Here is a 22,759-nt window from a genome sequence, read left to right on the forward strand (position 1 = left end):
ATAAAATATGCGCGACCAATTCCGCTTAACACTCATCCATAAGCAGAAGTAGTCGCGCATATTTTTCGTTCCCGCCGCGGTCGAGGCTTAGCCCGCGTCGAGGTGTGCCAAGAGCGCCGCCCGCACGAACTCAGCCCCCGCCGTGCCACCGTAGTTCGCGGCAAAGCGTTCGTCTTGTACATACATGTCGGCGAGCCCTCGCACGTAGCCCTCAAAGTCGGCAGGGATGCCGGGCACGCTGCGCAGCCAGTCGAGGTGGCGGGTTGCAAGCGCGCGGGCCACCGCAGAGTCTGGCGACGCACCCTCACGAGCAAGTGCCGACCAGTCGGTGTTCAACGCGTGCACGCGATCCTGCATTGATTCTTGCTCCTCGGTAGTTTGGGATTCCCACCAGCTTGCGCTCCGGGCGTAGGCGTCGGCGCCCCAGCGCCGCTCGACCTCGTCGCGGTGCTGCGTGTGATCGAAGCCGTCGAAGATGTTCTCGGTCATGATGGTGTGTTCCTGTTCTGTTTGTGTCGCCGTGGTCTGGCCCGCGGGGGCGAGCGCCGCGATCGTGCGCTCGACCGAGGCGATTTGGGTGGCGAGGCGGGCGGCTTCGGCATGCAGCAGCGTGAGGTGCGTGCGCAGGATCCGCGCCTCGGCAACAGGCCCCTCGCCGCCCGCGTCTTGCGCTTCGAGCACCTCACCGATGGCGCCGAGGCCGAGCCCGAGGTCGCGCAGCAGCAGCACCCGCTGCAGCCTGACAAGGGCGCGGTCGTCGTAGTAGCGGTAGCCGTTGGTGCCGATGTGGCTGGGTGTCACGAGGCCGAGCTGGTCGTAGTGGCGCAGGGTGCGCGCGGTGGTGCCGGCGGCCTTTGCGACCTGCTGGATGGTGTGGTGCATAGTGCGTCTCTCGTGTTGGGTTGGGTTGGGTTGGCGTTGGGGTTGGCGTTGGTGTTGGTGTCGGCGGGCGCGTTCTCACTCTAAAAGTTGACGTTACGTTAATGTCAAGCCTCAATTGCGGCGCCCAAGATAACTCGCAGCCTCGTGCGACAAGCTGCCCGGGTTCTTTGGTACAAATGTCGTGGTGGATGTGGCCTTTTCCCCACAACTTTTGCACCAACAATCATGCTCGCGCAGGCGATACGCGTACGATGGTCGGGTGAGCCACCCCAAGATCTTGCTGTACTACGTGTTTGCCCCCGTCGCCGACCCCGAGTCGGTCATGCTGTGGCAGCGTGAGCTGTGCGAGTCACTCGGACTGCGTGGCCGCATCATCATCTCGAAGCACGGCATTAACGGCACCGTCGGCGGCGAGATTGATGCATGCAAGCAGTACCTCAAGCGCACCCGCGAATTCAGCGCATTTAAGGGCCTCGAGGTGAAGTGGAGCGACGGCACCGGGTTTGACCCGGTCGCACCTGAAACCATGAAGGGTATCGACCGCACTGTGCCGTGGCGGCGCATCAGCGATTTTCCGAAGCTCAGCGTCAAGGTGCGTGACGAGCTTGTCGCGTTTGGTATCGCCGACGAAACGGTTGTCGACGCAGACGGTGTCGTGGGCGGTGGCCAACACCTCTCTCCCCAGGCGGTGAACGAGCTGGTGGCCGAACGCGGCGACGAGGTTGTGTTTTTTGACGGCCGCAACGCGTGGGAGGCGGAGGTCGGCAAGTTTAAGGGCGCGATTGTGCCCGACGTCACCACCACACACGATTTCATCACCCAGATCGAATCGGGCGCCTACGACGACCTCAAGAACAAGCCCGTCGTCACGTACTGCACGGGCGGAATTCGCTGCGAGATTCTGTCGGCCGCAATGATCAAGCGCGGTTTTGGCGAGGTGTACCAAATCGACGGCGGCATCGTAAAGTACGGCGAGGCCTACGGCAACGACGGCCTGTGGGAGGGCTCGCTCGCCGTGTTCGACGGCCGCGAGGCCACCGACTTCGCGCCGGGCGCCGCCGTGCTCGGCAGCTGTTTTGTGTGCGGCACCGCCACGAACCGGCTCGACAACTGCGCCGACCAGACGTGTCGCGTGCGCGTCGTCGCGTGCGCAGCCCACGCGGGCTCGACCTGCCCCGAGCACGCCGCGGCGTAGCCCGCGGCCCCCACACCGCGAAACGCATCAATCACGCCAATGGCATCAGTGTTCGCGAATTATTGATGCTTGACGCTGGATCGATGCTCGAGACGCTGGCTCTGCCCGCTGCCTGCACTCGGCCGGAGGCGCGGCTACGCGGGCAGGCGGGGAATCGCCGAGATGAGCGACCGCGTGTAAGCCTCGCGGGGTGACACCAGCAGCTCGCGCGTCGCACCCACTTCGACCAGCCGACCCTTCTCGAGCACTGCCGTGCGAGCGCAGGTCGCCGCGACCGAGCCGAGGTCGTGCGACACCATCACCAGCGCGAGCCCGTGCGTCTCGCGCAGCGAGTTCACGAGTTCGATCACCTGCGTGCGTGTGCTCACGTCGAGCGCGCTCACCGGCTCGTCGGCGATGAGCACGCGCGGCGCCACCACCGTCGCCCGCGCGATCGCGATGCGCTGCCGCTGCCCACCCGAAAACTCGTGCGGGTACCTGTTGCCCGCGTCTGCGGGTAGCCCCACCGATTCGAGTGCGGCCAGCGCCCGACTGCGGGCGGTAGCACCGCGCGCGAGTCCCAGGGACTCGAGCGGCTCTGACACGATGCGGTCAATGCGTTGCCGCGGGTCGAGCGACGAGTACGGGTCTTGAAACACGGCCTGCACCGACCCGCGAAACCGCCGCATCAGTGCACGATCGCGCAGGTTGAGCGGCGCCCCCTCAAACAGAACCTCGCCACGGCTGGGCGCCGCGAGCCCCAAAAGCAGCGCCAGAAGCGTCGACTTGCCCGCGCCAGACTCCCCCACGATGCCCACCGAGTCACCGGCGCCAATCGCGAGGTCGATACCCGACAGCGTCAGCTGTTTACCGTACGAAAAGTCGACCCCGCGGGCCTCTATCAACGGCTGGGCCGCAATCGTGGTCATCGTTCCTCATCACCCTCTGCATCAGTGTTCCCGGCAGCTTCGCCCGCACCAGCGTCACCCGCCGCATCACCAGCAGCTACCCCGTCGAGGGCTGCATCGAGCGCCCGCGCGTGCGCCACGAGCTGCGCGGTGTACGGGTGCGACGGGGCCCGCAGCAGCGCGCCCACCGCACCCTCTTCGACCACGTCGCCGCGCTGCAACACGAGCACGCGGTCGGTCATGCGCGACACCACCGCGAGGTCGTGGCTCACAAACAAGAGCCCCATGCCGCGCTCGGCCACCAGCCGATCGAGCAGGGCGAGCACCTCGGCTTGCACGGTCACGTCGAGCGCGGTGGTCGGCTCATCGGCGACGAGCAGGCGCGGCCCAGCAGCGAGCGCAATAGCAATCGCGACCCGCTGCCGCTGCCCGCCCGAGAGTTCATGCGGAAAAGCCCGTGCGAACCTCGGCTCAAAAAGACTCACCTCGGCGAGCGCCTTCGACACCGAGGCGCCGAGGGCGGCACCGCGCAATCCGAGGTGGCGGCGCATCGGCTCAGCGATCTGCTTGCCCACCCGCATGAGCGGGTCGAGCGCGGTGAGTGGTTCTTGAAACACCATGCCCAGGGCCGCGCCCCGCAGCGGCTTGAGTGCACCCTCCGAGGCGCCCACGGTTTCGACGCCGTCGAGCCGCACCGACCCGGTGGCGGTGAGCCCGGCCGGCAGCAGGCCGGTCAGGGCGAGCGAGGTGAGGGATTTGCCTGATCCGGATTCGCCGATGAGCCCCACTCGCTCGCCGGGCGCGACCGTGAATGACAGTGAGTTCACGAGGCGGGCCGCGCCCGCATCGATCGAGAGGCCGTTCACCCGCAACAGGTCGGGCGTAGCTGCAGCGACGCTCATGCGGCACTCCCTTTTCGGCGGGTGGGGTCGGCGACGTCGCGCAGGCCGTCGGCTACGAAGTTCACGCCGAGCACGAGCACGACGAGCGCGATTCCGGGTGCGATCGCGGCGGCGGGAGCCACGAGCACGGTGCCCTGCGCCTCCTGCAGCAGCCGCCCCCATGAGGCGTTGGGCGGCGGCGCGCCGAGCCCCAGGTACGACAGGCTCGCCTCGGCGAGTACCGCGGCGCCAAACTGCAGCGCGAACGTGACGTACAGCGTGGGCGCCATGTTGGGCAGCAGGTGCCGGCGCACGATGCCCCAGGTCGAGGTGCCGCTCGTGCGGGCGGCCGTCACGAACTGCGCCGACACGATGCCCTTCGCGAGGATGCGGGCGATGCGGGCGACGACCGCCGACATGGCGAGGCCGATCGCGACGATCGCTGATCCCAGCGACGGCGGCTGCAGCGCGACGAAAAGCATGGCCGTGAGCAGCACCGGAAAGGCGATCGCGACGTCGATGAACGCCGAGATGGCGTCGTCGACCCACGCGGTTGCAAGCGCCGCCACGAGCCCAATCGCGACACCCAACACGGCCGCAATCGCGACCGACCCGGCGCCGACCGCGAGCGCGATGCGGGCACCGACCATCAGCTGGCTCGCGAGGTCGCGGCCCAGCTTGTCGGTGCCGAACAGGTGCTCGAGGCTGGGGCCCTCGAGCCGCCCGCCCGACGTATCGTCGAGCGCGTACGGCAGCCACACAAGCGACACGAGGGCCGCCAGCACGACGAGGCCCACCATCGCGGCGCCCGCCCACAGGGTGACGCTGCGCGGGCGCTTTTTTGATCCGGATCCTTCTGCCGCGATGCCCGCGGCAGCCAGGGAGCTCGCGGCGTGCTGGCCCGTGGTGCGCTCGCCCGTGGGGGCGGTCTCGCCCTGGCCGGTCACTGGCGCGGTCATGCGCTCACCCCCGCGGTTTTGCGCAGGCGGGGGTCGACGAAGCGCTGCGCGAGATCGGCGGTGAAGCCGACGAGCAGCACCATGAGCGTGGTCACCACGAGCACTCCTTGGATAGCGGCGAAGTCGTGCTTGGCGATGCCGTCGACGAGGTAGCTGCCGAGCCCCGGCAGCGCGAACACGCTCTCGACGACGACCGCGCCCAGCAGGGTTGACGCGAGCTCGATACCGAGAATCGAGATCACCGGCACCGAGCCGTTGCGCAGGCCGTGGCGCCACAGCGCCTCACCAAACCCCGATCCGTGCGCGCGGGCCGTGCGTAGGTAGTCGCTGCCGAGCACGTCGAGCGTGGCCGAGCGCACGTACCGGGTCAACGATGCTCCCATGACGATGGCGATCGAGATGGCAGGCAGTGCGAGCGATGAGAGCGCGTCTTGCGGGTAGGCCCAGTCGTCGGTCGGAAACCCTCCGGTCGGAAACCAGCCGAGCATGAGGCCGAAGATCCACACGAGGATCATGCCGATCCAAAACACGGGCACCGCGATGCCCAGCTGGGCGACGCCCGAGAGGGCGACGCCGTACCATCGGTCGGCGCGCACGGCGCTCGTAACACCCGCGACGAGGGCAACGATCACCGCCCCCACGAACGCGATGAGTGTGAGCGGGATCGTGACCTGCAGCCGCGCCGCCACGTCGGGGCCGATCGCGGCGCCGGTGATGACCGATTCACCAAGATCGAAGCGCAGCATTTGCGCTGCCCACGCACCGAACTGCACGAGCAGCGGGTTATCGGAGCCGACCTGTGCCTGGGCGGCCGCGATCTGCTCATCTGTTGCGCCCACCGAGAGCAGCGCGTTGGCGGGGTCGCCCGGCAGCATGCGCAACAGTACAAAAATCAGCACCATTGCGATGGCGAACGACCCCAGCAGCAGCGCGCCGCGCCGCAGCACGTATGCGAGCATAGGCGGCTACTTCTTCACGATGTCGTACGCGAAGAACTGCGAGTTGAGACCGTTGACGGGATACCCCGACACTTTGTCAGACGCGACGACGATCTGCGGGTAGAGGTACAGCCAGACACTCGCCGCGTCGGTGGCGATCTGACGGTTGGCCTTGCGCAGTAGGTCGGTCTGCTCAGCCTCGGTGGCGGCCTGCTCAGCTTCGCTAATCCACTTGCTCACTTCAGCGTTGTCGTAGCCCCAGTAGAAGTCGGGGTTGCCGTACCAGACGACGTCGCGGTCGTTCACGTGCTCTTGCAGCGTCGCCTCGAAGTCGCGCTCCTTGAACACCTTCGTGTACCACTCGTCGGCGCTGATCGTGTTGATCTTGACGTCGATGCCCACCTTTTTGAGCTCTGACTGCAAGAGCTCTGCGACCGCGGGGTGCGGGTCGTAGCTGGGGGTGTCGAGCGTGAACTCGAAGCCGTCTGGCAGACCCGCTTCTTTGAGCAGCTTTTCTGAGCGTGCCGGGTCGTAGGGGTTGAGGTCGTTCAGGTCTTCATACCAGGGGTCGCTCGGCGGCACCATCGAGCCGATCAGGGTGCCGTAGTCGCCCCAGATCGCGTTCAGTAGCTTCTCGCGGTCGATCGCCGAGTAGACGGCCTGGCGCACCTTGGCATCGTCGAAGGGTGCAACGCGGTCGTTGAACGCGAGCAGCTCCTTGGTGGTCGACTGGCCCTCGCTGATCGTAAACCCGCCCTCTTGCTCGAACTGCGGCAGCGAGTCTGGGTTCTGCACGCTCGTAATCAGGTCGACGCGGCCGCTGCGCAGCGCGGTGTCTTCGGCCGTTGCGTCGGTGAAGTAGTTGAACACGACCTGCTTATTGGTTGCTTTGTCGCCCCAGTAGTCGTCCCAGCGGTCGAGCGTGAGGGTCGAGCCGCGCTTCCACTCACCGAGCGTGTACGGGCCGGTGCCGTCGGCCTGCTTCTCAATGTCGGTGGCATCTGCGTTAATGATCCACACGTACGAAAGGAGGTACGGCAGCGAGATCGACGGCTGGTCGAGCGTAAACACGACCGTGTGCTCGTCAGGGGTTTCGATGCCCGTGATGACCTCGAGGCTTCCCTTGCGCGCCGACTGCGAGTCGGGGGCGAGTACGGCTTCGATGCTGGCCTTCACGTCTTCGGCGGTGAGGGCCTTGCCCGACTGAAACTTCACGTCGTTGCGCAGCGTGTACGTGTAGGTGAGGCCGTCATCGCTGACCTCGTGGCCCGTCGCGAGCAGCGGTGTGACCGTGCCGTCGTCGTTCAGCTTTGACAGGCTCTCGTACACGTTGCCGGTGAGCGCCTCGGTTACGCCCTGGCCGCCGCCCGCGGTGTTGCTCAGGTTCACGGGCTCGTAGAGTGAGCCGATCGAGATCGTGGCGTCTGGGCCGATTGCCCCGCCGCGGTCTTGGCCGCCTGACCCTGCACAGCCTGTAAGGGCGAGCGCCGAGACGGCGAGCACGCCTGCTGCGGCGAAGAGGTGCTTCTTGAACGAGGGCATCGGGGTTCCTTTGGAGTGGGGGGGGTGGGGGTGGGTTTGGGTGCTTGGGTGCTTGGGTGTTGCGGGCCTGGCTGGCTGCAGGCCCGTGGGGCGAACCGGCTTCGTTCCGGATCAGGGCCTGCGCGTCAGATGAAGCGCGTCACACCAGCGCGTCGTAAATGTCGAAACCGCCCGAGAAGACGGGCAGCTTCTCGCCCGCGGTGACCGGCCAGGGGAGGCGGTTTTGCGGGGGCGGCATGGGGCAGTTGTACTGCGCCGAGAACCCGCACGGGGGCACGAAGGCGCGGTTAAAGTTGAGCCGCACCGGGCGCGCTGGCGTCCGCGTGACGGTGTCAGCGTCAGCGTCAACTTCAGCGTCAGCTTTCGTCTCGCCATCGGTGAACTCGACGAACAAGAACCGGCCAGAGCCGTACGTCTGGGTGTCGTCGGTCGCGGTGTTCGTGGGGTCACCGAAGACGAGTAGCAGCGTGCCGTCGTCGTCGAAGGCAGCGAGAGTGAAGCTCTGCCCGTCGCGCTCAAACGTAATATCGCCGGGCACCACAAGGTCGCGTGTGCCACCGGCATCGCGAATGTGCTCAAACGGCACGGTGCGATCGGCCGCAACGGGGGTAAAGGTCGCGTCGACCACCCAGTCGGGGTTGTAGTCAAACGTGTCGACGTGCTCGAAGGCTCGAATCGCCTGCGAATGCGCATCCCACACCCGCAGGCCGTACTCGGGTTCGCCGGTGCCGATGTTGCGGCGCGACAGCTCAGTGACAGTGACGGCGTCAGTGGTGCGCGCCTGAGCCACCTGCGCGGCCGCGTCTTCAGCGGAGGTGCCGGTGGGCAGCCACCGCGTCAGCGTGAGGCTCAGGTTGCCGGTGGGGGCGATCAATGCTTCGTAGCGACTCTCGCGCCATATATCGTGCGCGGCCTGGGGTGTCGCGGTCGTCAAGTCGGTGTCCTTCGTCGCGCTCATTACTCGATTATTGCAATACGAGCTATTCACTTACTGAAAGCATGGCGCATAACCCCTACCGCGCACGAATCGGCTGCACCACACCCGACACACAGCGTCACACAGCTGGCGGTCGCCCCGCCAGCTGTGTGTCAGCCCTCCAGTATTGATCAGCGGGCCCGGGTTTGCCCAAAGAAGTCGCGCTCCCACTCGGCCGACACGGCAAACGCACGCCACGCTTCGGCCCTCGTGTGCTCGTGTGCAGCGGTCACTGCCGCAGCCACGTAGCTGATCGCTTGCTCGGTGGCGACGGCAAATGCGGGGTCATCGTAGGTGTCAAGCCACTCGGCGTACGGGTGATCGCTCGAACGCGCATACTCGCCGAGATGCCCGCCCTTGAGGCGCGTGCCAATATCGGTGTACATCCAAAAACACGGTAGCGCCGCCGCTGCGGCCACCGCGTACCCCCTCGTGGTGGCCGCGAGCAGATGCGAGATGTAGCCGTCTGTAACGCGCGAACGCTGGGTCGCTCCCCCGAGTCGAGTCGACGTGCCGGCCTGGGCCACCCCACCCGCAACCGGTTCGCCAGCAGCCACGCCAACACCGGCAGCAACACCGGCAGCAACACCGGCGCTCAGCCGCTCCTCGTGCAGCGCATATTCACCCGCGATTGCACCCTTGGCGCTGTCGGCCCAGAACTGCTGTTCTTGCGACGACGGCGCCAATGCTGAGATGCGCGCCAGCACGCGGGCATACTCACGCAAGTACAGCGCATCTTGCGCCACGTAGAACAAGAAGTCTGCGCGGTCGAGAGTGCCGTCGGCGAGCTGCGTAATGAATCCGAGTTCGTCTGTCTCTTGACGCACCCGAGCGATGCCCTGCCACCAATCCTCCCGCAGCCGCTTAGTGGCGACCCCGCCAGCCCCACACTCAGACCCGCCAACACCAACACCAACACCAACGCCAACGCCAACACCCACACCCACACCCACACCCACACCCACACCAACGGTCGCCAACCCGCCGCGCTGCCACATCCCGGCGAAGTGGTGCACGGGCCCTGCCCCGCCGCCAACGTCGAGTGAGTCAGCGGCTTCGATCGACTCGCGTAACCACAGTTTTGACTCGGCGACAGCGTCGCTCCAGTCGATGCCCCGGGCCGCTCGGGCCGCGATGCCCGCCGACAGCGAGCACCCGGTGCCGTGTGTATTGCGGGTCGCGATCCGGCGCCCCGCATACTCCTGCATCGCCCCCGATGGCAGCACAAGCGCGTCGGGCACCGCGTCCCCCGCGAGGTGCCCGCCCTTCGCAAGCACGCGCACGCCACACTGCTTCGCCAGTTCTGCGGCCTGTGCGAGCGCCGCCGCCCAGTCTTCTGCCTCCGGCTCGCCCACGAGCACTGCCAATTCGGGCAGATTCGGAGTCACCAGGTCTGCCAGCGGCAGCAATCGTCGCAGCGCTGCTACAGCCTGCTCGTCAAGCAGCGTGTCACCGCTCGCCGCGATCATCACGGGGTCAATCACCACGCGCGGCGGCCGCACCCGCTCCAGCCACGCGCGTACCGTGTCAATCACGGCGTCGTTCGCGAGCATGCCAATCTTGACCGCATCGATGCGCACATCGTCACTCACGGCGTCAAGCTGTGCCGCCAAGAACGCTGTGGGCGGGATGTGCACCTCACGCACGCCCCTGGTGTTCTGCGCCACGAGCGCCGTCACCACGGCCATGCCATAGCCGCCGCCCGCCGCAATCGCCTTCAGGTCGGCCTGCACTCCAGCACCGCCCGTCGGATCGGTGCCCGCGATCGACAGCACGTTCGGCGTCGAACTCGCTCGCGCACGCTTCGTGGGCCCCGCGGCAGGCAGCGCCTGCTCGCGCAGCGCTTCTGCGGACGGTTCCTGCTCGCGCCGCGGCTGATCAGCCGACTGCCACGCGCGCACAAACTGCCGCGCTGCCGCCGCAGCATCGGGCGCGGCCGCGATCGCCGAGACAACGGCAAGCCCCGCGGCCCCCGCGCGCCGCAGTGCGGCGGCGTCCCCCACTTCAACGCCGCCAATCGCCACACACGGCAGACCCAGCTGCGCAGCGCGGGCCGCGAACCGTTCAAACCCACTCACGCCAAGCGGCTCAGGGTGATCGGGCTTCGTGCTGGTGGGCCGGATCACGCCCACCCCCAAGTGATCAACAGTTCCCGCGGGCAACGCGGCTACCGCGTCGAGATGCTCGGGGGCATTGGCGGTGAGTCCAATAACGGCGTCGGGCCCGAGCGCCTCGCGCGCACCCAACACAGCGGTGTCGCCCTGCCCCAGGTGCACACCATCGACGCGGATTCCACGCTTGCGCGCTTCGAGCACTACATCAAGCCGGTCGTTGATGAGCAGCGGCACTCTGCCAGCGATGGCAGCGGCGACCCGCTCGGTTTCGTCAAGCAGCTCGTCAAAGCTTGCGTGTTTATCGCGCAGCTGCACGATCGTGGCCCCTCCATCTACCGCCTGACGCACCGTTTCAGCTACGCCGCGGGGGCCGCTCAGCGCCCTGTCGGTGATGAAGTAGACGTCGAGTTGCACGTTCACGCTGCCACCTCGAATCGAGCCTGCGCGGCCACTGCTGTGGGCGTCACTGCGGCGAGCGCGTCGAGAAAGTGCGCGGCGAATGTGCCGGGACCTTCGCACGCGAGCGCGGCATGCTCGGCAGCAACGCTGTAGACGGCGTGCGCGGCCGCGACCGCCGTGAGCGCAGGTATGTCTGCCCGCACCCCCAAGAAGGCCGCGATCACCGAACCGAGTGCGCAGCCGCCTCCCGTCACCCGCGTGAGCAGTGCGCTTCCGCCCAGTACGCGCACCACGGTTGCACCGTCAGTGATGAGGTCACGGTCGCCCGATACCGCAACGACGGTACCGGGCTGGCGGGTGGCGATCCGGAGCGCTGCGGGCAGTGCCTGATCGACGTCGTCAGCTGCGTCGGTGCCGCGCCCGCCGTCGCCGAGCCCCGCGAGCGCAATGATTTCTGATGCGTTGCCGCGCACCGCCGTGGGGCCGGCCGCGAGAAGTTCGTGGGCGAGGGCCGTGCGAATGGGCAGCAGGCCCACCGCGACGGGGTCGAGCACCCAGGGCGTGCCGCCTAAAGCGGCGCCCGGCACGGCTTCGGCGATGGCGCCGCACTGCTCGGGGGTCGGTGTGCCCAGGTTGATGAGCAGACCATCGGCGACCTCGGCGAACGCTCCGGCTTCGCCCACGATGTCGACCATGGCCGGGGCCGCTCCCAGCGCCAGGAGCACGTTGGCCGTGAAGTTGGGCACCACATTATTGGTGATGGAGTGGGTGAGCGGGCTGCGCCGTCTCACCTCCGCCAGCAGCTGGTGGGTGGCCGTGGCCAGGTTTGCGGGTGTACAAAATAGACGATCGCTCACGCGACATCCCTTCGCTAGTACGAACTAGATCAGGTTCGACGGGTGTGGTCTCAGCCGCTTACGCGGCACCCCGTGTCACTTGCAGTGTGAGCCTATCGCACGGTGCGCGTCGACCGCATCAATCAGGCTGCGGCCCGTCGCTGGGCTCCCAGGCGCTCACTGCCACGCTCGCTCCCGGCACGATGTCGAGCGGCGTGCGCGGCGGCCATGCGTGCCGTTCGTCTCCCGGCACGAGCGCGCTGTACACCTGAGCTGCCACGAGCTCACCCTGCGTCGAGTTCGCATTCCAACCGATGCCGCTCGATGCCCAAGCTCCTGGCTCGAGCGTGATCGCCGCGGGCCCCGCATCTTGCCGCATGAAAGAGCCTCCGTGTGACAGCTCTGCATCGAGCAGGTGGCCATTTTGATCGGCGAACGCAATGTCGGGATACCCTTCGAGCACGCACGACTCCTCACCGCCGTTCACGACGCGCAGCGTCAATAGGCGATGCCCTGTCGCCGCATCGGGCCCATCGAACATGAGCGTCGTGTCTGCGGCGCTGCACCACGTTGGGTCGCGCGGTGGCGCGCCCTCGTCGCGGCTGGGCACGGGATCTCCCTCGGCAGTCGAATCTGGCAGGGCACCAACGCTTAAAACCCCGGCTGCTTCTGCCGCGTCTCGCTCTGCTTGGGCAAGCTCGGCCTGCGTGACCCGCGTGTGCACGCGCGCGCCCTCGCTCGACACCGCCGTGTACGCGACGGCGAGCGCTACCGCCGCCAGCACGGGCAGCACCGCGCCCACAAATGCGCCGGCGCGGCGCGGCGGCGCGACGTTTCTGGGCCCGGGCGCTCCGCCGACACCGGCGCCACGGCTGCTCTCCGCACGATCCGGATCAAACCCAGCGCCCGCCGCCGCCTCGAGCTGTGCCGCCCGCACCGCCTCGCGCAGCGCGGCCCGATCGAGCGAGCGGGCCACCAGCGCCGCAACCCACCCGTAGAGCACCCCAAAGTAGGCGCCCAGTGCAGCGTACGAGCCGAGGCTGGCGATGGATAGCTGAGACCTGAGCCCCTCCCCCACGCTGGGGATCGGGCCAAAGCCCAGCAGCACGCCCACGTCGGTCGCGATGCCCACGACGGTCGAAGCCAGAATCATCGCGAGCCAGGCACGCCCGGCCCCCACCCAGCCGAAGGAGGGGCCGCGCGCCTGCAAGGCCAAGACCGCGGCGGTGCCGCAGCCGACCGCGAGCGCGCCGAGCAGCGCGGCGGCGATGCCCCACGCGCCGGGCCACATCCACACGGCGCCGGGCATCGTGTGCGGCGCCACCGGCCGCATCAGCCACCCCACGCTGGTGAACCAGGTCAGCGCCTGCGCGACGCCCCCAACCAGCAGCCACAGGAGGCCCGCGGTCGCACTGGGCCAGAGGACGCTACGCCGCATCATGTTCATCGTCGCCCTACTTCACCAGGTCGGGATCACCAGGTCTGGATCACCAGATCGAGACGCGCTCGGCCTCGTCGAGCCACAGCCCGTCGCCGGGCTGCGTCTCGAACGCGGTGTGAAACGCCTCGAGGTTCTTGACGATCTGGTTGCAGCGAAACTCGTTGGGCGAGTGCGGGTCGATCGTGAGCAGCCGCACGGTCTCTGCGGGGCGCGACTTCTGCTGCCACGCCTGCGACCAGGCGAGGAAGAAGCGTTCGGCTCCCGTGAGGCCGTCGATCACCGGCGACTCGGCCCCGGCGAGCGAGCGCAGATACGCCTTCCACGCGATCTCGAGGCCCGAGAGGTCACCAATGTTCTCGCCGATGGTGAGCTCGCCGTTGACCTTCTGGCCGTCTGCGCCCTCGGGTGACAGCTCGTTGTACTGCTCGATCAGCGCGCCGGTCAGCTTCTCGAACGCCTCACGGTCGCCCTCCGTCCACCAGTCGACGAGCTTGCCGTCGCCGTCGTAGCGCGAGCCCTGGTCGTCGAAGCCGTGACCGATCTCGTGCCCAATCACCGCACCGATCGCGCCGAAGTTCGTCGCCGCGTCCCACGCCACGTCAAAGAACGGCGGCTGCAAGATGGCGGCGGGGAACACGATCTCGTTGAAGCCCGGGTTGTAGTACGCGTTGACCGTCTGCGGGGTCATAAACCACTCGTCGTGGTCGATGGGCTTGCCGATCTTGGCGAACTCGCGCGCGAACTCGTACTCAGCGACGTGGCGCGAGTTGCCCAGCAGGTCACCCGAGTCAGCGGCGAGCGCCGAGTAGTCACGCCACTTGACGGGGTAACCAATCTTGGGCGTGAACTTGTCGAGCTTGTCGAGGGCGCGCTCGCGGGTTTCGGGGCTCATCCACGACAGTGAGGTGATCGAGTCGCGGTAGGCCTCGATCAGGTGGCCGACGAGTTCGTCCATCGCGCCCTTCGAGTTTTCGTCGAAGTGACGCTCAACGTAGAGCTTGCCTACCGCCTCGCCCATCGCCCCCTCAACAAACGAGACGCCACGGCGCCAGCGGTCACGCTGCTCGGGTGCACCGGTGAGTGCGGTGCCGTAGAAGTCGAAGTTGGCGCGTGAAATCTCTTGCGACAGAAGCGCCGCGGACCCGCGCACGATCGACCAGGTGAGCCAGGCCTTCCATGCTTCGAGCTCGCTATCGACGAGCAGAGCAGCAAGCCCGGCGAGGGCCTCAGGCTGGGCGGCGACGACCTCGGCGAACGCAGACTCGGGGGCGCCCATCGCGGCAAGGTAGGTGGGCCAGTCAAGCTCGGGGGTGATCTCGCCGAGCCCCTCGAACGTGCGCAGGTTGTACAGCTTTTGAATGTCGCGGCTGGCGACCTTGTCCCAGTGAGACTCGGCGATGCGCGCTTCAAGCCCGTAGGCGAGCTCGGCGACGCGTTCGGCGTCAGCCACGCCCGCGAGCGCCAGCATGCGCGCAATGTGGGCTCGGTACTGCTCGCGAATCTCGGCGAACTGCTCTTCGCGGTAGTACGACTCGTCGGGCAGGCCAATACCGCCCTGCATCACGAACACGATGTAGCGCTCGGGGTTACCCGGGTCGTTGTCGATGAACATACCGTAGAAGCCGCTGAGCCCCTGCCGCTCGAGCTCGGCCACGAGCGCCACCAGCTCAGTGATTGAAGTGACTTCGGCCGCACGCGCGAGATCCGGCGCGATGGGCTGGGCCCCCAGTGCGTCGACGCGCTCCGTGTCCATGAAACTCGCGTACAGGGCCGCGACCTTGTCGGCCTCGGTCTGGGCGGGGGCGCCGGCCGCGGGGGCCTCAGTGCCGGTGATGATGTCGCGCACAGCGGCCTCGGCGTTCTCGGCGAGAACGGCGAAGGAGCCATAGCGAGCCTTATCGCCGGGAATCTCGGTGCGGTCGATCCAGCGGCCATTGACGTGACGATAGAGATCGTCTTGCGGGCGGGTCGCGGGGTCGAGTTCTGCGAGGTCGATGCCTGAGATTTGACCTGAGATGCTGCCTGATACGGGGCCGGAGGCGGGCGCTGCGTTGCTCATGCGTCAAGCCTAGCGGGCGCCCCGGGCCGCGTGGCGAGAGTCAGCTGGCGGCGTAGCGGCGGGCGCAGCCCGGTAGCGTTGCGTGTATGCCCCGCACGCCCCAGTCCCCGCGCGACCGCGCTCAGCGCGCCGTCATCGACCGCCGGATCGCGCACCTCGCGCTCCCCGCGCTCGGCGCGCTCATCGCCGAGCCGCTGTTTCTCATTGCCGACTCGGCGATGGTGGGGCACCTGGGCGCCGCACCGCTTGCGGGGCTCGCGGTCGCCAGCGCGATCTTGCAGACTGCCGTCGGGCTGATGGTGTTTCTTGCGTACTCGACGACTCCGCTCGTCGCCCGGCGGCGGGGTGCGGGCGATCTCACTGGTGCAGTGCAGGCGGGCATCGATGGGCTGTGGCTGGCGCTCGGCATCGGTGTCATCGTGGGCGGCGTGCTGTGGCTCAGTTCGGGCCCCCTGGTGGCTGCCTTTGGAGTCGACGCTGAGACCGCGGCCGCGGCTCTCGCCTACCTCAAGATCTCGTGCCTCGGTGTGCCCGCGATGCTGCTCGTGTTCGCAGCGAGCGGGCTGTTGCGCGGGCTCATGGACACCCGCACACCGCTCGTCGTGGCGACGATCGCGTTCGCCGCGAACGTCGGCCTCAACTGGATGTTCATTTACGTGCTCGGCTACGGTGTCGCGGGCAGCGCTATCGGCACGGTGATCGCGCAGTGGGGCATGGTTGCCGTCTACCTCGCCGTGATTGCGCGGCACGCGCGCCAGGCCGGCGCGGGCGCCTGGCCCCGGCGCGACGGACTCGGGCACGCTGGCCGCAGCGGCTGGTGGTTGTTTGTGCGCACGCTCGGGCTGCGCGCGGCCCTACTCGCGACCGTGTTTGCAGCAACGAGTCACGGCACCGCCGCCACCGCCGGGTACCAAGTTATCTTCACCGTTTTTTCGACCGCCGCGTTCGCGCTCGACGCGCTCGCCATCGCCGCGCAGGCGCTCGTGGGTGACGCGCTCGGCGCCCGCGACGCCCCCCGCGCGAAGGCGATCGTGCGGCGTTGCGTGTTCTGGGGCGTCGCCTGCGGCGTCGCGATCGGCGCGCTGCTCGCCGCGCTCAGCCCGGTGCTCGGCCTCGTATTCACGAGCGACGAGCGGGTGCTCTCGATCTTGCCCGCCGCGGTGCTCACGCTGGGTATCTCACTGCCGCTGGGCGGCTTCGTGTTCGTGCTCGACGGGGTGCTCATGGGCGCGGGCGACGCCCGCTACCTCGCGTGGACGAGCCTCGTGAACCTCGCGTTCTACCTGCCCGTGCTGTGGGCGATCACGGTGCTCGTGCCCACCGGCACCGCCGCGCTCGTCGCGCTCACTGCCGGGTTTACGCTCGTGTTTATGCTCGCCCGCGCGCTCACCCTCGGGCTGCGCGCTCGGGGCGACCGCTGGGTGGTGCTTGGGGCCTAAGCTCCGGATCATTCCAAGCTGCCGCACCCCGCGCCGCACTTCAGCCATCACTCACCCCTACTGCCCCGGCCTCCATATGAGAGGCCGGAGCAGTCGTCACATATGAGATCTACGCGATTGAGAAGTCGACGATCTGTCGAAGGGCACGACCGGCAGCAAGGTCGTCCATTGCTCGATTGATCTCACGCAGTCCCACAGTTGCGCTTACCAGTCGTTCAACTGGCAAGCGGCCTGCCTTCCATAGTTCGACATACTCAGGCACATCTCGCACGGGATCTCCAGACCCCAGATACGAACCAATGATGGTCTTTGACTGTGACACTACCCCGAGCGGGTTGACCCTCGCGGTGTCGGCCGGGTGACCCAAACCGACGGCCACGAGTCGGCCGCCCGGTGCCAGCGTTTCGATTCCCTGCTCAAAGGCATGTGCGTTACCTGTCGCCTCAATCACGATATCTGCCTGCAAGCCACATTCGACGGCTTCCTGAGGCGTCATAGCTTCATCTGCCACGATCTTGCACGCAACCTCGTGCTTGCTTTCGATAGGGTCGATGACCGTCACCCTGGATGCTCCCAGTGCGGAGGCAACTAGTGCTGCTGCTAGACCGACGCCGCCCGCACCAAACACGACAACGGTTTCACCAGCACGGATTCTGGCAGCATTCTTAACGGCTCCACCCCCGGTAAGAACCGCGCAACCAAGAAGCGCACCCACGTGAGCGGGCACATCTTGCGGGATCGGAATCACTGAGCTGCGGTGGAGCACTGAGTGAGTGGCGAACCCCGAAACACCCGAGTGATGGTGAACCGGCTGCCCTTGACGTTGCAGGCGCATACCGCCTCCCATCAGCAGACCAGCTGAATTTGCTTGGTTACCAGGCGTGCATAGTTTTCTCCCACCCACGCGGCAAGCTTCGCATTCGCCGCATCGGGGTTGAAACACAATTACCACACGTTGGCCAGGCTGAAGATCTACACCATCACCCACTTCTTCAAGGATGCCGCAAGCCTCATGCCCAAGGACCATCGGCACCTGACGAACGCGATCACCATTAATGACCGAGAGATCTGAATGGCAGACCCCTGCGGCTTCCATGCGTACCAATACCTCATTTTGCTGGGGTGATGCGAGCTGCAGTTCTCCCACCGACAACGGGAGAGTTTGTTCATAGGGCCCCGGGCGCCCGCACTCTTCGAGAACGGCTCCTGTAATGTTCATCGGTTCACCAGCACCTTATCCTTAGGCCCCGTATCTCCGCTGCGATTCCCGGGCGAATTCCGCCCGTCCTCGCCCTTATGCTGCAGTGCTGCGTCGCCACCCGACACCGCGAGACCTGTGACGGTTATAGCCCCCGCTAGAGCAAGGTAGAGCGCCACGCCCACCCAAGATCCGGTTGCAGCAAGAAGTCCTCCCGCGATGAGCGGCGCTACTGCCGACGACGCGATGCTTCCCAGTTGGTATGACATAGCCGTTCCTGTGTATCGGACACGAGCTGGGAAGATGTCTGAGATGTAGCTCGCCGCGGCAGCGTACGACAACGCGTGTGAGACGGGCAAGAGTAGAAGCAAGGCGATGAAGAGCCAGAACGCAGATCCGGTGTTAATCATCAAGAACATGGGAAACGCCAGCACGATAAACATCCCCGCGCCGATCATTAGCGTCTTCGAACGGCCAATTTTATCGGCCAACTGTGCCGCGCGAGGGATCGTGAAGGCCTCGAGCACAGAGACGACAGTGAGTTGGAGTAGCACCACACTCGAACCAATACCCACATTTTCGGGTACGTAAGTAAGTAGAAACACAGTTGCGATGTAGAACGGTATATTGGGCGCGAAGAGAACGAAGATACCAAGTAACAGTGGCTTCTTCGACGTCGCCATTACCTCAGCGACGGGCAACTTGGCCTCGGAGCCCGATGCTTTAATCTTTGCGAACTCTGGAGATTCGGTTACTGTGAGGCGAATCCACAACCCAAGCACCACCAGAATGCCACTCGCTAGGAACGGAATACGCCAAGCCCAGGCTTGCACGTCTTCCGCTGGTAACAACTGAATAAAGAAGAACGCCCCCGTCGACAATGCCATTCCAATCGGGACACCGCTCTGAGGCCAGCTCGCGTAAAAGGCGCGTTTGTCGGCAGGGGCGTGCTCAGCCGCCATCAACACCGCGCCGCTCCACTCACCTCCAACAGCGAAGCCCTGCAATACGCGTGCCGCCACCAGTAAAATCGGCGCCCAAACACCGATCTGCGCATAGGTGGGCAGCAGACCGATCACAATCGTGCCGCCTCCCATCATGAGCAATGAGAGCACGAGCATTGATTTACGCCCGATCCGGTCCCCAAAGTGCCCGAAAATGATACCGCCAAAGGGCCGAGCGATAAATGCCACTCCAAATGTTGCAAGCGAGGCGAGCATTCCTGCCGTCGGGTTAAGGCTGCTGAAAAACTGAGTATTGAAGACGAGAACCGCCGCTGTACCGAACAAAAAATAGTCATACCATTCGATACTGGTACCAACGAGACTCGCGAACGCGACCCGTCTCGCCGTGACCGATTGTGTATTGGAAGCCATGGGCCATCTCCTTTGAATCCCTCATGGTGCATTCGCGTCGAAGAGACGCTCCCCACACTGTAGAGGGCAACTTCCAACCTCTTGAATGGACTTTTCTGCAGAAAATCAGACAATTCATTGCAAGAAGCGCAACTGGTTATAGAATTCTACGAATGCGGTGTCGCTTCAGAGCAAGACTCAGCAGTAACAGCCCGTCGGGGTACGCCGGGTCGTAACCCGTAATGTCTCGAATCCGTTCGAGGCGATACGTGACCGTGTTGGGTCGCACCAGCAATGTTGCGGCGGCACGCGACAGGTTGAAGCGGTTGTCATAGAAACACTCAAGAGTATGCAACAACTCCGTACCACGACGAGCATCATAATCATTCAAGGGAATAATCACCTCTTGGAGCAAGTCATCCGCGTACTTGGATTCACGCACGAGGTTATCTAGTAACACGTCTGAGTACGCGAGGCACTGTCCGGTTAACTCGGCAGACAGGCCAGTCACTACGGCCTCGTGCGCTTCGCTATAACTCTTCACGATGCCTGCAACTTGTCGGTGCATGCGCCCAATCGCCCCGACAAAGACCGACAATTGACCAGCTGCTTCTCGTGATCGCGCTTTCAATGCTTCGTAGTCAGCGGGTGTATCGACTGGAGCAACCACCACGATTTCGTCGCCGCGAATTCCCGACAATAGACCCTCGCCAGATTCCTGCAGGCCCGACCTCTGCAAGTGAAACACGGCAGTCGCCAGCGCTGATCGCAAGTCAATCTCTTCCTCACCCGGCATTCTTCGGAAAAGCACCACCACATAGTGCTGTTGCAACTCGACTTCCATCACGGTCAGAAACCGTTCGGCAGGTTCAGTGGTGGCTTTGCCGAGTAACAGCGCGTCAAGAAAGTCACCGCGCAACAAGTTGTGATCACGCCGAATCCCCGATGCTTCCTCGAGAAACGCCTGCGCGACGATCACCGATACTCGGTCAACGTGTTCCATTACGCTGCGCGCAATCCCCAAGGCTGCATTACGCTCAGCATCGGTTCCGCGGCTTGCTTCCTCGTGAATCGCTTCCCAGACCGTCTGCCCCCAAATCCGGTAGGCGTGCAGCACGCTCTGCATTGACACAAACTGGTACGACCGTCGGGCGGCAGACGATCGGAAATTCTCAATCTCCTCACTACCGAACGGTACTCCCGTGCGACAGCTTTCAAGCAGATCGCGAATGTTGCGAATGGCTAGTGGCAGCATGTCATTCTCGACCGTGTTCTGCCCAAGACCGCGGTATTCAACGAGTTCGCGGCGATACCGATCGACCAAGCGAGTGCCAAGCTCGACAATCCGGTTCTCGACGCGGCTTAAGACGGAATCGCCATGTTCGTCGAGCACAGATGGTTGAGTTGAATTCAATTCATCATCGCGTCTCTGCACTGTTTGATTCACTCCGAAGACTCACTTGCTGTTGTACAGCCCACACTACGCGTTCGAGCGCACCGTTGGTACGCTGAATCGTCGACCTTATCGGGTCGCGCGACCACAGGAGTATCGTGCATCACCAGGCCTCAGGCGACACCCGCTTCGCTGCCCGCTGGACCTACGGCGTCCTCGCCATATTCGCCCTGTTGGGCACCGGGTTTGGCAGCTGGTTGAGTCGTTTGCCAGCGCTGCGCGACCACCTCGGAGCGTCAACGTTTGAGATGAGTCTGATCGGGCTCACGCTCGCGCTGGGTTCGGTCACGGGTCTCGTGCTGTCGGGCCGCACCGTGTCACGGTTTGGCGCGCGCCGCGTACTCGCCGCGTTTGTCGTCACGCAAACCGTGATGCTGCCGCTCGCCGCGACGCTATTTTGGCTGGGGCTCGTTGTACCTGCGATCATCGCTCTCGCCGTCTTTGGGTTCACGTTTGCGACGAGTGACGTCGCGATGAACGTGAGCGGCGCCGGCGCCGAGCGAGCACTCGGCAAACCCCGCATGTCACTGTTTCACGCCGGATACAGTCTCGGCAGCGTGACGTCGATGGGTCTTGGTGCCCTCGCCGAAAGCGCGGGCGTCGCCGTGCCGGTACACCTGGGCATCATCTACCTGATCGTGCTGGTGGGCGTTTTCGTCGCCCTGCGCGTGCTACCCGGCGGGGTCGAGCTCGACCACGAGGCTGTCGCCGCTCCCACACCTGCTCCTGCTTCTGCTCCTGCGTCCGACCTGAAACCACAGGACGGGTACACGCCGTGGCGCGACCCGCGCATTCTCGTGATCGGTCTCATCGCCATGAGCATGAGCCTTGCCGAGGGCACAGCAAGCGACTGGCTGCCTCTCGCTCTCGCAGACGGCCGCGGCTTCCCCAACGACACCGCCGCTCTGCTGCTCGCTGCCTTCTTTATTTCGATGACGCTTACGCGTTTGTCTGGCGCCTGGGTGCTGCCTCGCTTTGGCCGCGTCACGGTGCTGCGCGCCGGTGCCGTGCTCATTGCCGCAGGTGTTGCCGTCACCATCCTCGTGCCCTCCCCCATCGCGATCGTGGCGGGTGCGGTGCTCTGGGGCATGGGTTGCGCGTTTGGATTTCCTGTCGGTATCTCGGCGGCTGCTGACGACCCCAAGACCGCTGTAAAGGGGGTCGCCGCGGTGTCTGCGATCGCCTACACCGCGTTTCTACTCGGCCCCATGCTCATCGGCTTCCTCGGTGAACATCTGGGCCTGCTGCCCGCATTCTGGCCGCTCGTCGGATTCGCTGTTTTTGTATTCATTGCCGCAGGCGTTGCTCGCGAACGCGGGGTACCAGCAGGCGCGAACGGTTAGACTGACGCGGTGCGTATTGTTGTTGCTGATTGCTCCGTTGACTATGCAGGGCGTCTCTCTGCTCACCTACCCCGCGCGAAGCGTGTGCTCATGCTTAAGGGCGATGGCAGCATTCTCGTGCACTCTGACGGGGGCAGCTACAAGCCGCTGAACTGGATGAGCCCGCCGTGCTCGCGCACCGAGCTCGAGTTAGAGGACGACCACAGGGCCGCCGGCATCATTGAGCTGTGGCAGGTGACGCAGAAGAAGACGGCCGACAAGCTCGTGGTCTCACTGTTCGAGATCCTGCACGACGCCTCCTTCGATTTAGGGGTCGACCCCGGCCTCATCAAGGACGGCGTCGAGGCACACCTGCAGGAGCTGCTGGCAGACCAGATCGAGCTCGTGGGCGACGGCCACACGCTCGTACGTCGCGAGTACATGACCGCCATCGGCCCGGTTGACATTCTGGCGCGTGACGCGCTGGGCTCTTCGGTCGCAATTGAGATCAAGCGCCGCGGTGAGATCGACGGTGTCGAACAGCTCACCCGCTACCTTGACTTGATGAACCGCGACCCCCTGCTCGCACCCGTGGTGGGCGTCTTTGCGGCCCAAGAGATTAAGCCGCAGGCTCGCACGCTCGCAGAAGACCGCGGTATTCGATGCCTCGTGCTCGACTATGACGCGATGCGCGGCATGGAGGATCAGAACACACTGTTCTAAGTGGGGCGCTATCACCAAAAAAAAGGGGGCTGGTTCACGATTAAGTGAACCAGCCCCTTTTGTAAAAAGGTGTCCGGCGGTGTCCTACTCTCCCACACCCTCCCGAGTGCAGTACCATCGGCGCAGTCAGTCTTAGCTTCCGGGTTCGGAATGTGACCGG

General features: G+C 65.3%; 18 protein-coding genes, 1 rRNA gene and 1 riboswitch. Of the genes, 4 read left to right on the forward strand and 15 right to left on the reverse strand.

Going from position 1 to position 22,759, the window contains the following annotated elements:
• Window positions 1–87: 87 nt before the first annotated feature.
• Window positions 88–882, reverse strand: coding sequence for a MerR family transcriptional regulator (locus tag ACXR2T_RS07925; protein WP_458838818.1), 795 nt, complete (start codon window positions 880–882; stop codon window positions 88–90).
• Between the two features lie 259 nt (window positions 883–1,141).
• On the opposite strand from ACXR2T_RS07925, the gene ACXR2T_RS07930 reads away from it, so the two are divergent.
• The gene (locus ACXR2T_RS07930; protein WP_458838817.1) at window positions 1,142–2,077 is read left to right on the forward strand and encodes a tRNA uridine(34) hydroxylase; all 936 of its coding nucleotides are present in this window, start codon (window positions 1,142–1,144) and stop codon (window positions 2,075–2,077) included.
• A gap of 134 nt (window positions 2,078–2,211) precedes the next feature.
• Here ACXR2T_RS07930 and ACXR2T_RS07935 read toward each other — a convergent pair whose 3' ends face one another.
• From ACXR2T_RS07935 to ACXR2T_RS07980, 10 genes are all read right to left on the reverse strand, one after another.
• Window positions 2,212–2,985 (reverse strand): ABC transporter ATP-binding protein, encoded by a 774-nt coding sequence (locus ACXR2T_RS07935; RefSeq protein WP_458838816.1) that lies wholly within the window; start codon window positions 2,983–2,985, stop codon window positions 2,212–2,214.
• Window positions 2,982–3,866, reverse strand: coding sequence for an ATP-binding cassette domain-containing protein (locus ACXR2T_RS07940; RefSeq protein WP_458838815.1), 885 nt, complete (start codon window positions 3,864–3,866; stop codon window positions 2,982–2,984). The genes ACXR2T_RS07935 and ACXR2T_RS07940 overlap by 4 nt, the downstream gene beginning before the upstream one ends.
• Window positions 3,863–4,804 carry an ABC transporter permease gene (locus ACXR2T_RS07945; protein ID WP_458838814.1) on the reverse strand — a complete coding sequence of 314 codons (942 nt, stop codon included), beginning with the start codon at window positions 4,802–4,804 and terminating at the stop codon, window positions 3,863–3,865. Before ACXR2T_RS07945 ends, ACXR2T_RS07940 begins: the two co-directional genes overlap by 4 nt.
• On the reverse strand, window positions 4,801–5,763 hold the full coding sequence (locus ACXR2T_RS07950; protein ID WP_458838813.1) for an ABC transporter permease: 963 nt from the start codon (window positions 5,761–5,763) through the stop codon (window positions 4,801–4,803). The genes ACXR2T_RS07945 and ACXR2T_RS07950 overlap by 4 nt, the downstream gene beginning before the upstream one ends.
• A gap of 6 nt (window positions 5,764–5,769) precedes the next feature.
• Window positions 5,770–7,284 (reverse strand): ABC transporter substrate-binding protein, encoded by a 1,515-nt coding sequence (locus tag ACXR2T_RS07955; RefSeq protein ID WP_458815833.1) that lies wholly within the window; start codon window positions 7,282–7,284, stop codon window positions 5,770–5,772.
• Between the two features lie 139 nt (window positions 7,285–7,423).
• On the reverse strand, window positions 7,424–8,242 hold the full coding sequence (locus ACXR2T_RS07960; RefSeq protein WP_458838812.1) for a DUF1684 domain-containing protein: 819 nt from the start codon (window positions 8,240–8,242) through the stop codon (window positions 7,424–7,426).
• Window positions 8,243–8,391: 149 nt separating this feature from the next.
• The gene (gene thiD / locus ACXR2T_RS07965; protein WP_458838811.1) at window positions 8,392–10,794 is read right to left on the reverse strand and encodes a bifunctional hydroxymethylpyrimidine kinase/phosphomethylpyrimidine kinase; all 2,403 of its coding nucleotides are present in this window, start codon (window positions 10,792–10,794) and stop codon (window positions 8,392–8,394) included.
• Window positions 10,791–11,630: a hydroxyethylthiazole kinase gene (gene thiM / locus ACXR2T_RS07970; protein ID WP_458838810.1), complete on the reverse strand. Its 840-nt coding sequence runs from the start codon at window positions 11,628–11,630 to the stop codon at window positions 10,791–10,793. The genes thiD and thiM overlap by 4 nt, the downstream gene beginning before the upstream one ends.
• Window positions 11,620–11,713, reverse strand: a riboswitch (TPP riboswitch). (Overlaps the previous gene by 11 nt.)
• Window positions 11,714–11,748: 35 nt before the next feature.
• Window positions 11,749–13,056, reverse strand: coding sequence for a DUF4232 domain-containing protein (locus ACXR2T_RS07975; RefSeq protein WP_458838809.1), 1,308 nt, complete (start codon window positions 13,054–13,056; stop codon window positions 11,749–11,751).
• Between the two features lie 40 nt (window positions 13,057–13,096).
• Window positions 13,097–15,109, reverse strand: coding sequence for a M13 family metallopeptidase (locus ACXR2T_RS07980; protein ID WP_458838808.1), 2,013 nt, complete (start codon window positions 15,107–15,109; stop codon window positions 13,097–13,099).
• Between the two features lie 86 nt (window positions 15,110–15,195).
• On the opposite strand from ACXR2T_RS07980, the gene ACXR2T_RS07985 reads away from it, so the two are divergent.
• Entirely contained in the window at window positions 15,196–16,548 is a 1,353-nt protein-coding gene (locus tag ACXR2T_RS07985; protein WP_458838807.1) for an MATE family efflux transporter, read from the forward strand.
• A gap of 109 nt (window positions 16,549–16,657) precedes the next feature.
• On the opposite strand, the gene ACXR2T_RS07990 is transcribed toward ACXR2T_RS07985, so the two are convergent.
• From ACXR2T_RS07990 to ACXR2T_RS08000, 3 genes are all read right to left on the reverse strand, one after another.
• Complete coding sequence (locus ACXR2T_RS07990) at window positions 16,658–17,767, reverse strand: alcohol dehydrogenase catalytic domain-containing protein (RefSeq protein WP_458838806.1); 1,110 nt, start codon at window positions 17,765–17,767, stop codon at window positions 16,658–16,660.
• The gene (locus ACXR2T_RS07995) at window positions 17,764–19,122 is read right to left on the reverse strand and encodes an MFS transporter (protein WP_458838805.1); all 1,359 of its coding nucleotides are present in this window, start codon (window positions 19,120–19,122) and stop codon (window positions 17,764–17,766) included. Before ACXR2T_RS07995 ends, ACXR2T_RS07990 begins: the two co-directional genes overlap by 4 nt.
• A gap of 136 nt (window positions 19,123–19,258) precedes the next feature.
• Window positions 19,259–20,548 (reverse strand): PucR family transcriptional regulator, encoded by a 1,290-nt coding sequence (locus tag ACXR2T_RS08000; RefSeq protein WP_458838804.1) that lies wholly within the window; start codon window positions 20,546–20,548, stop codon window positions 19,259–19,261.
• A gap of 104 nt (window positions 20,549–20,652) precedes the next feature.
• On the opposite strand from ACXR2T_RS08000, the gene ACXR2T_RS08005 reads away from it, so the two are divergent.
• The gene (locus tag ACXR2T_RS08005; RefSeq protein ID WP_458838803.1) at window positions 20,653–21,897 is read left to right on the forward strand and encodes an MFS transporter; all 1,245 of its coding nucleotides are present in this window, start codon (window positions 20,653–20,655) and stop codon (window positions 21,895–21,897) included.
• 9 nt (window positions 21,898–21,906) lie between these two features.
• Complete coding sequence (gene nucS, locus ACXR2T_RS08010; RefSeq protein ID WP_458838802.1) at window positions 21,907–22,599, forward strand: endonuclease NucS; 693 nt, start codon at window positions 21,907–21,909, stop codon at window positions 22,597–22,599.
• A 71-nt stretch (window positions 22,600–22,670) separates the two neighbouring features.
• On the opposite strand, the gene rrf is transcribed toward nucS, so the two are convergent.
• A 5S ribosomal RNA gene (gene rrf, locus ACXR2T_RS08015) occupies window positions 22,671–22,759 on the reverse strand; the annotation flags it as partial.

The sequence above is a fragment of the Leucobacter faecis genome (genome assembly GCF_054456635.2).

Excerpts from the sequence above, each read along its gene's own strand:
- ACXR2T_RS07975 (WP_458838809.1), bottom strand. The coding sequence starts at position 13,056 with ATGAACATGATGCGGCGTAGCGTCCTCTGGCCCAGTGCGACCGCGGGC.
- ACXR2T_RS07990 (WP_458838806.1), bottom strand. The coding sequence starts at position 17,767 with ATGAACATTACAGGAGCCGTTCTCGAAGAGTGCGGGCGCCCGGGGCCC.
- ACXR2T_RS07995 (WP_458838805.1), bottom strand. The coding sequence starts at position 19,122 with ATGGCTTCCAATACACAATCGGTCACGGCGAGACGGGTCGCGTTCGCG.
- ACXR2T_RS07950 (WP_458838813.1), bottom strand. The coding sequence starts at position 5,763 with ATGCTCGCATACGTGCTGCGGCGCGGCGCGCTGCTGCTGGGGTCGTTC.
- ACXR2T_RS07940 (WP_458838815.1), bottom strand. The coding sequence starts at position 3,866 with ATGAGCGTCGCTGCAGCTACGCCCGACCTGTTGCGGGTGAACGGCCTC.
- ACXR2T_RS07945 (WP_458838814.1), bottom strand. The coding sequence starts at position 4,804 with ATGACCGCGCCAGTGACCGGCCAGGGCGAGACCGCCCCCACGGGCGAG.
- ACXR2T_RS07935 (WP_458838816.1), bottom strand. The coding sequence starts at position 2,985 with ATGACCACGATTGCGGCCCAGCCGTTGATAGAGGCCCGCGGGGTCGAC.
- ACXR2T_RS07960 (WP_458838812.1), bottom strand. The coding sequence starts at position 8,242 with ATGAGCGCGACGAAGGACACCGACTTGACGACCGCGACACCCCAGGCC.
- ACXR2T_RS07955 (WP_458815833.1), bottom strand. The coding sequence starts at position 7,284 with ATGCCCTCGTTCAAGAAGCACCTCTTCGCCGCAGCAGGCGTGCTCGCC.
- ACXR2T_RS07985 (WP_458838807.1), top strand. The coding sequence starts at position 15,196 with ATGCCCCGCACGCCCCAGTCCCCGCGCGACCGCGCTCAGCGCGCCGTC.
- ACXR2T_RS07980 (WP_458838808.1), bottom strand. The coding sequence starts at position 15,109 with ATGAGCAACGCAGCGCCCGCCTCCGGCCCCGTATCAGGCAGCATCTCA.
- ACXR2T_RS07925 (WP_458838818.1), bottom strand. The coding sequence starts at position 882 with ATGCACCACACCATCCAGCAGGTCGCAAAGGCCGCCGGCACCACCGCG.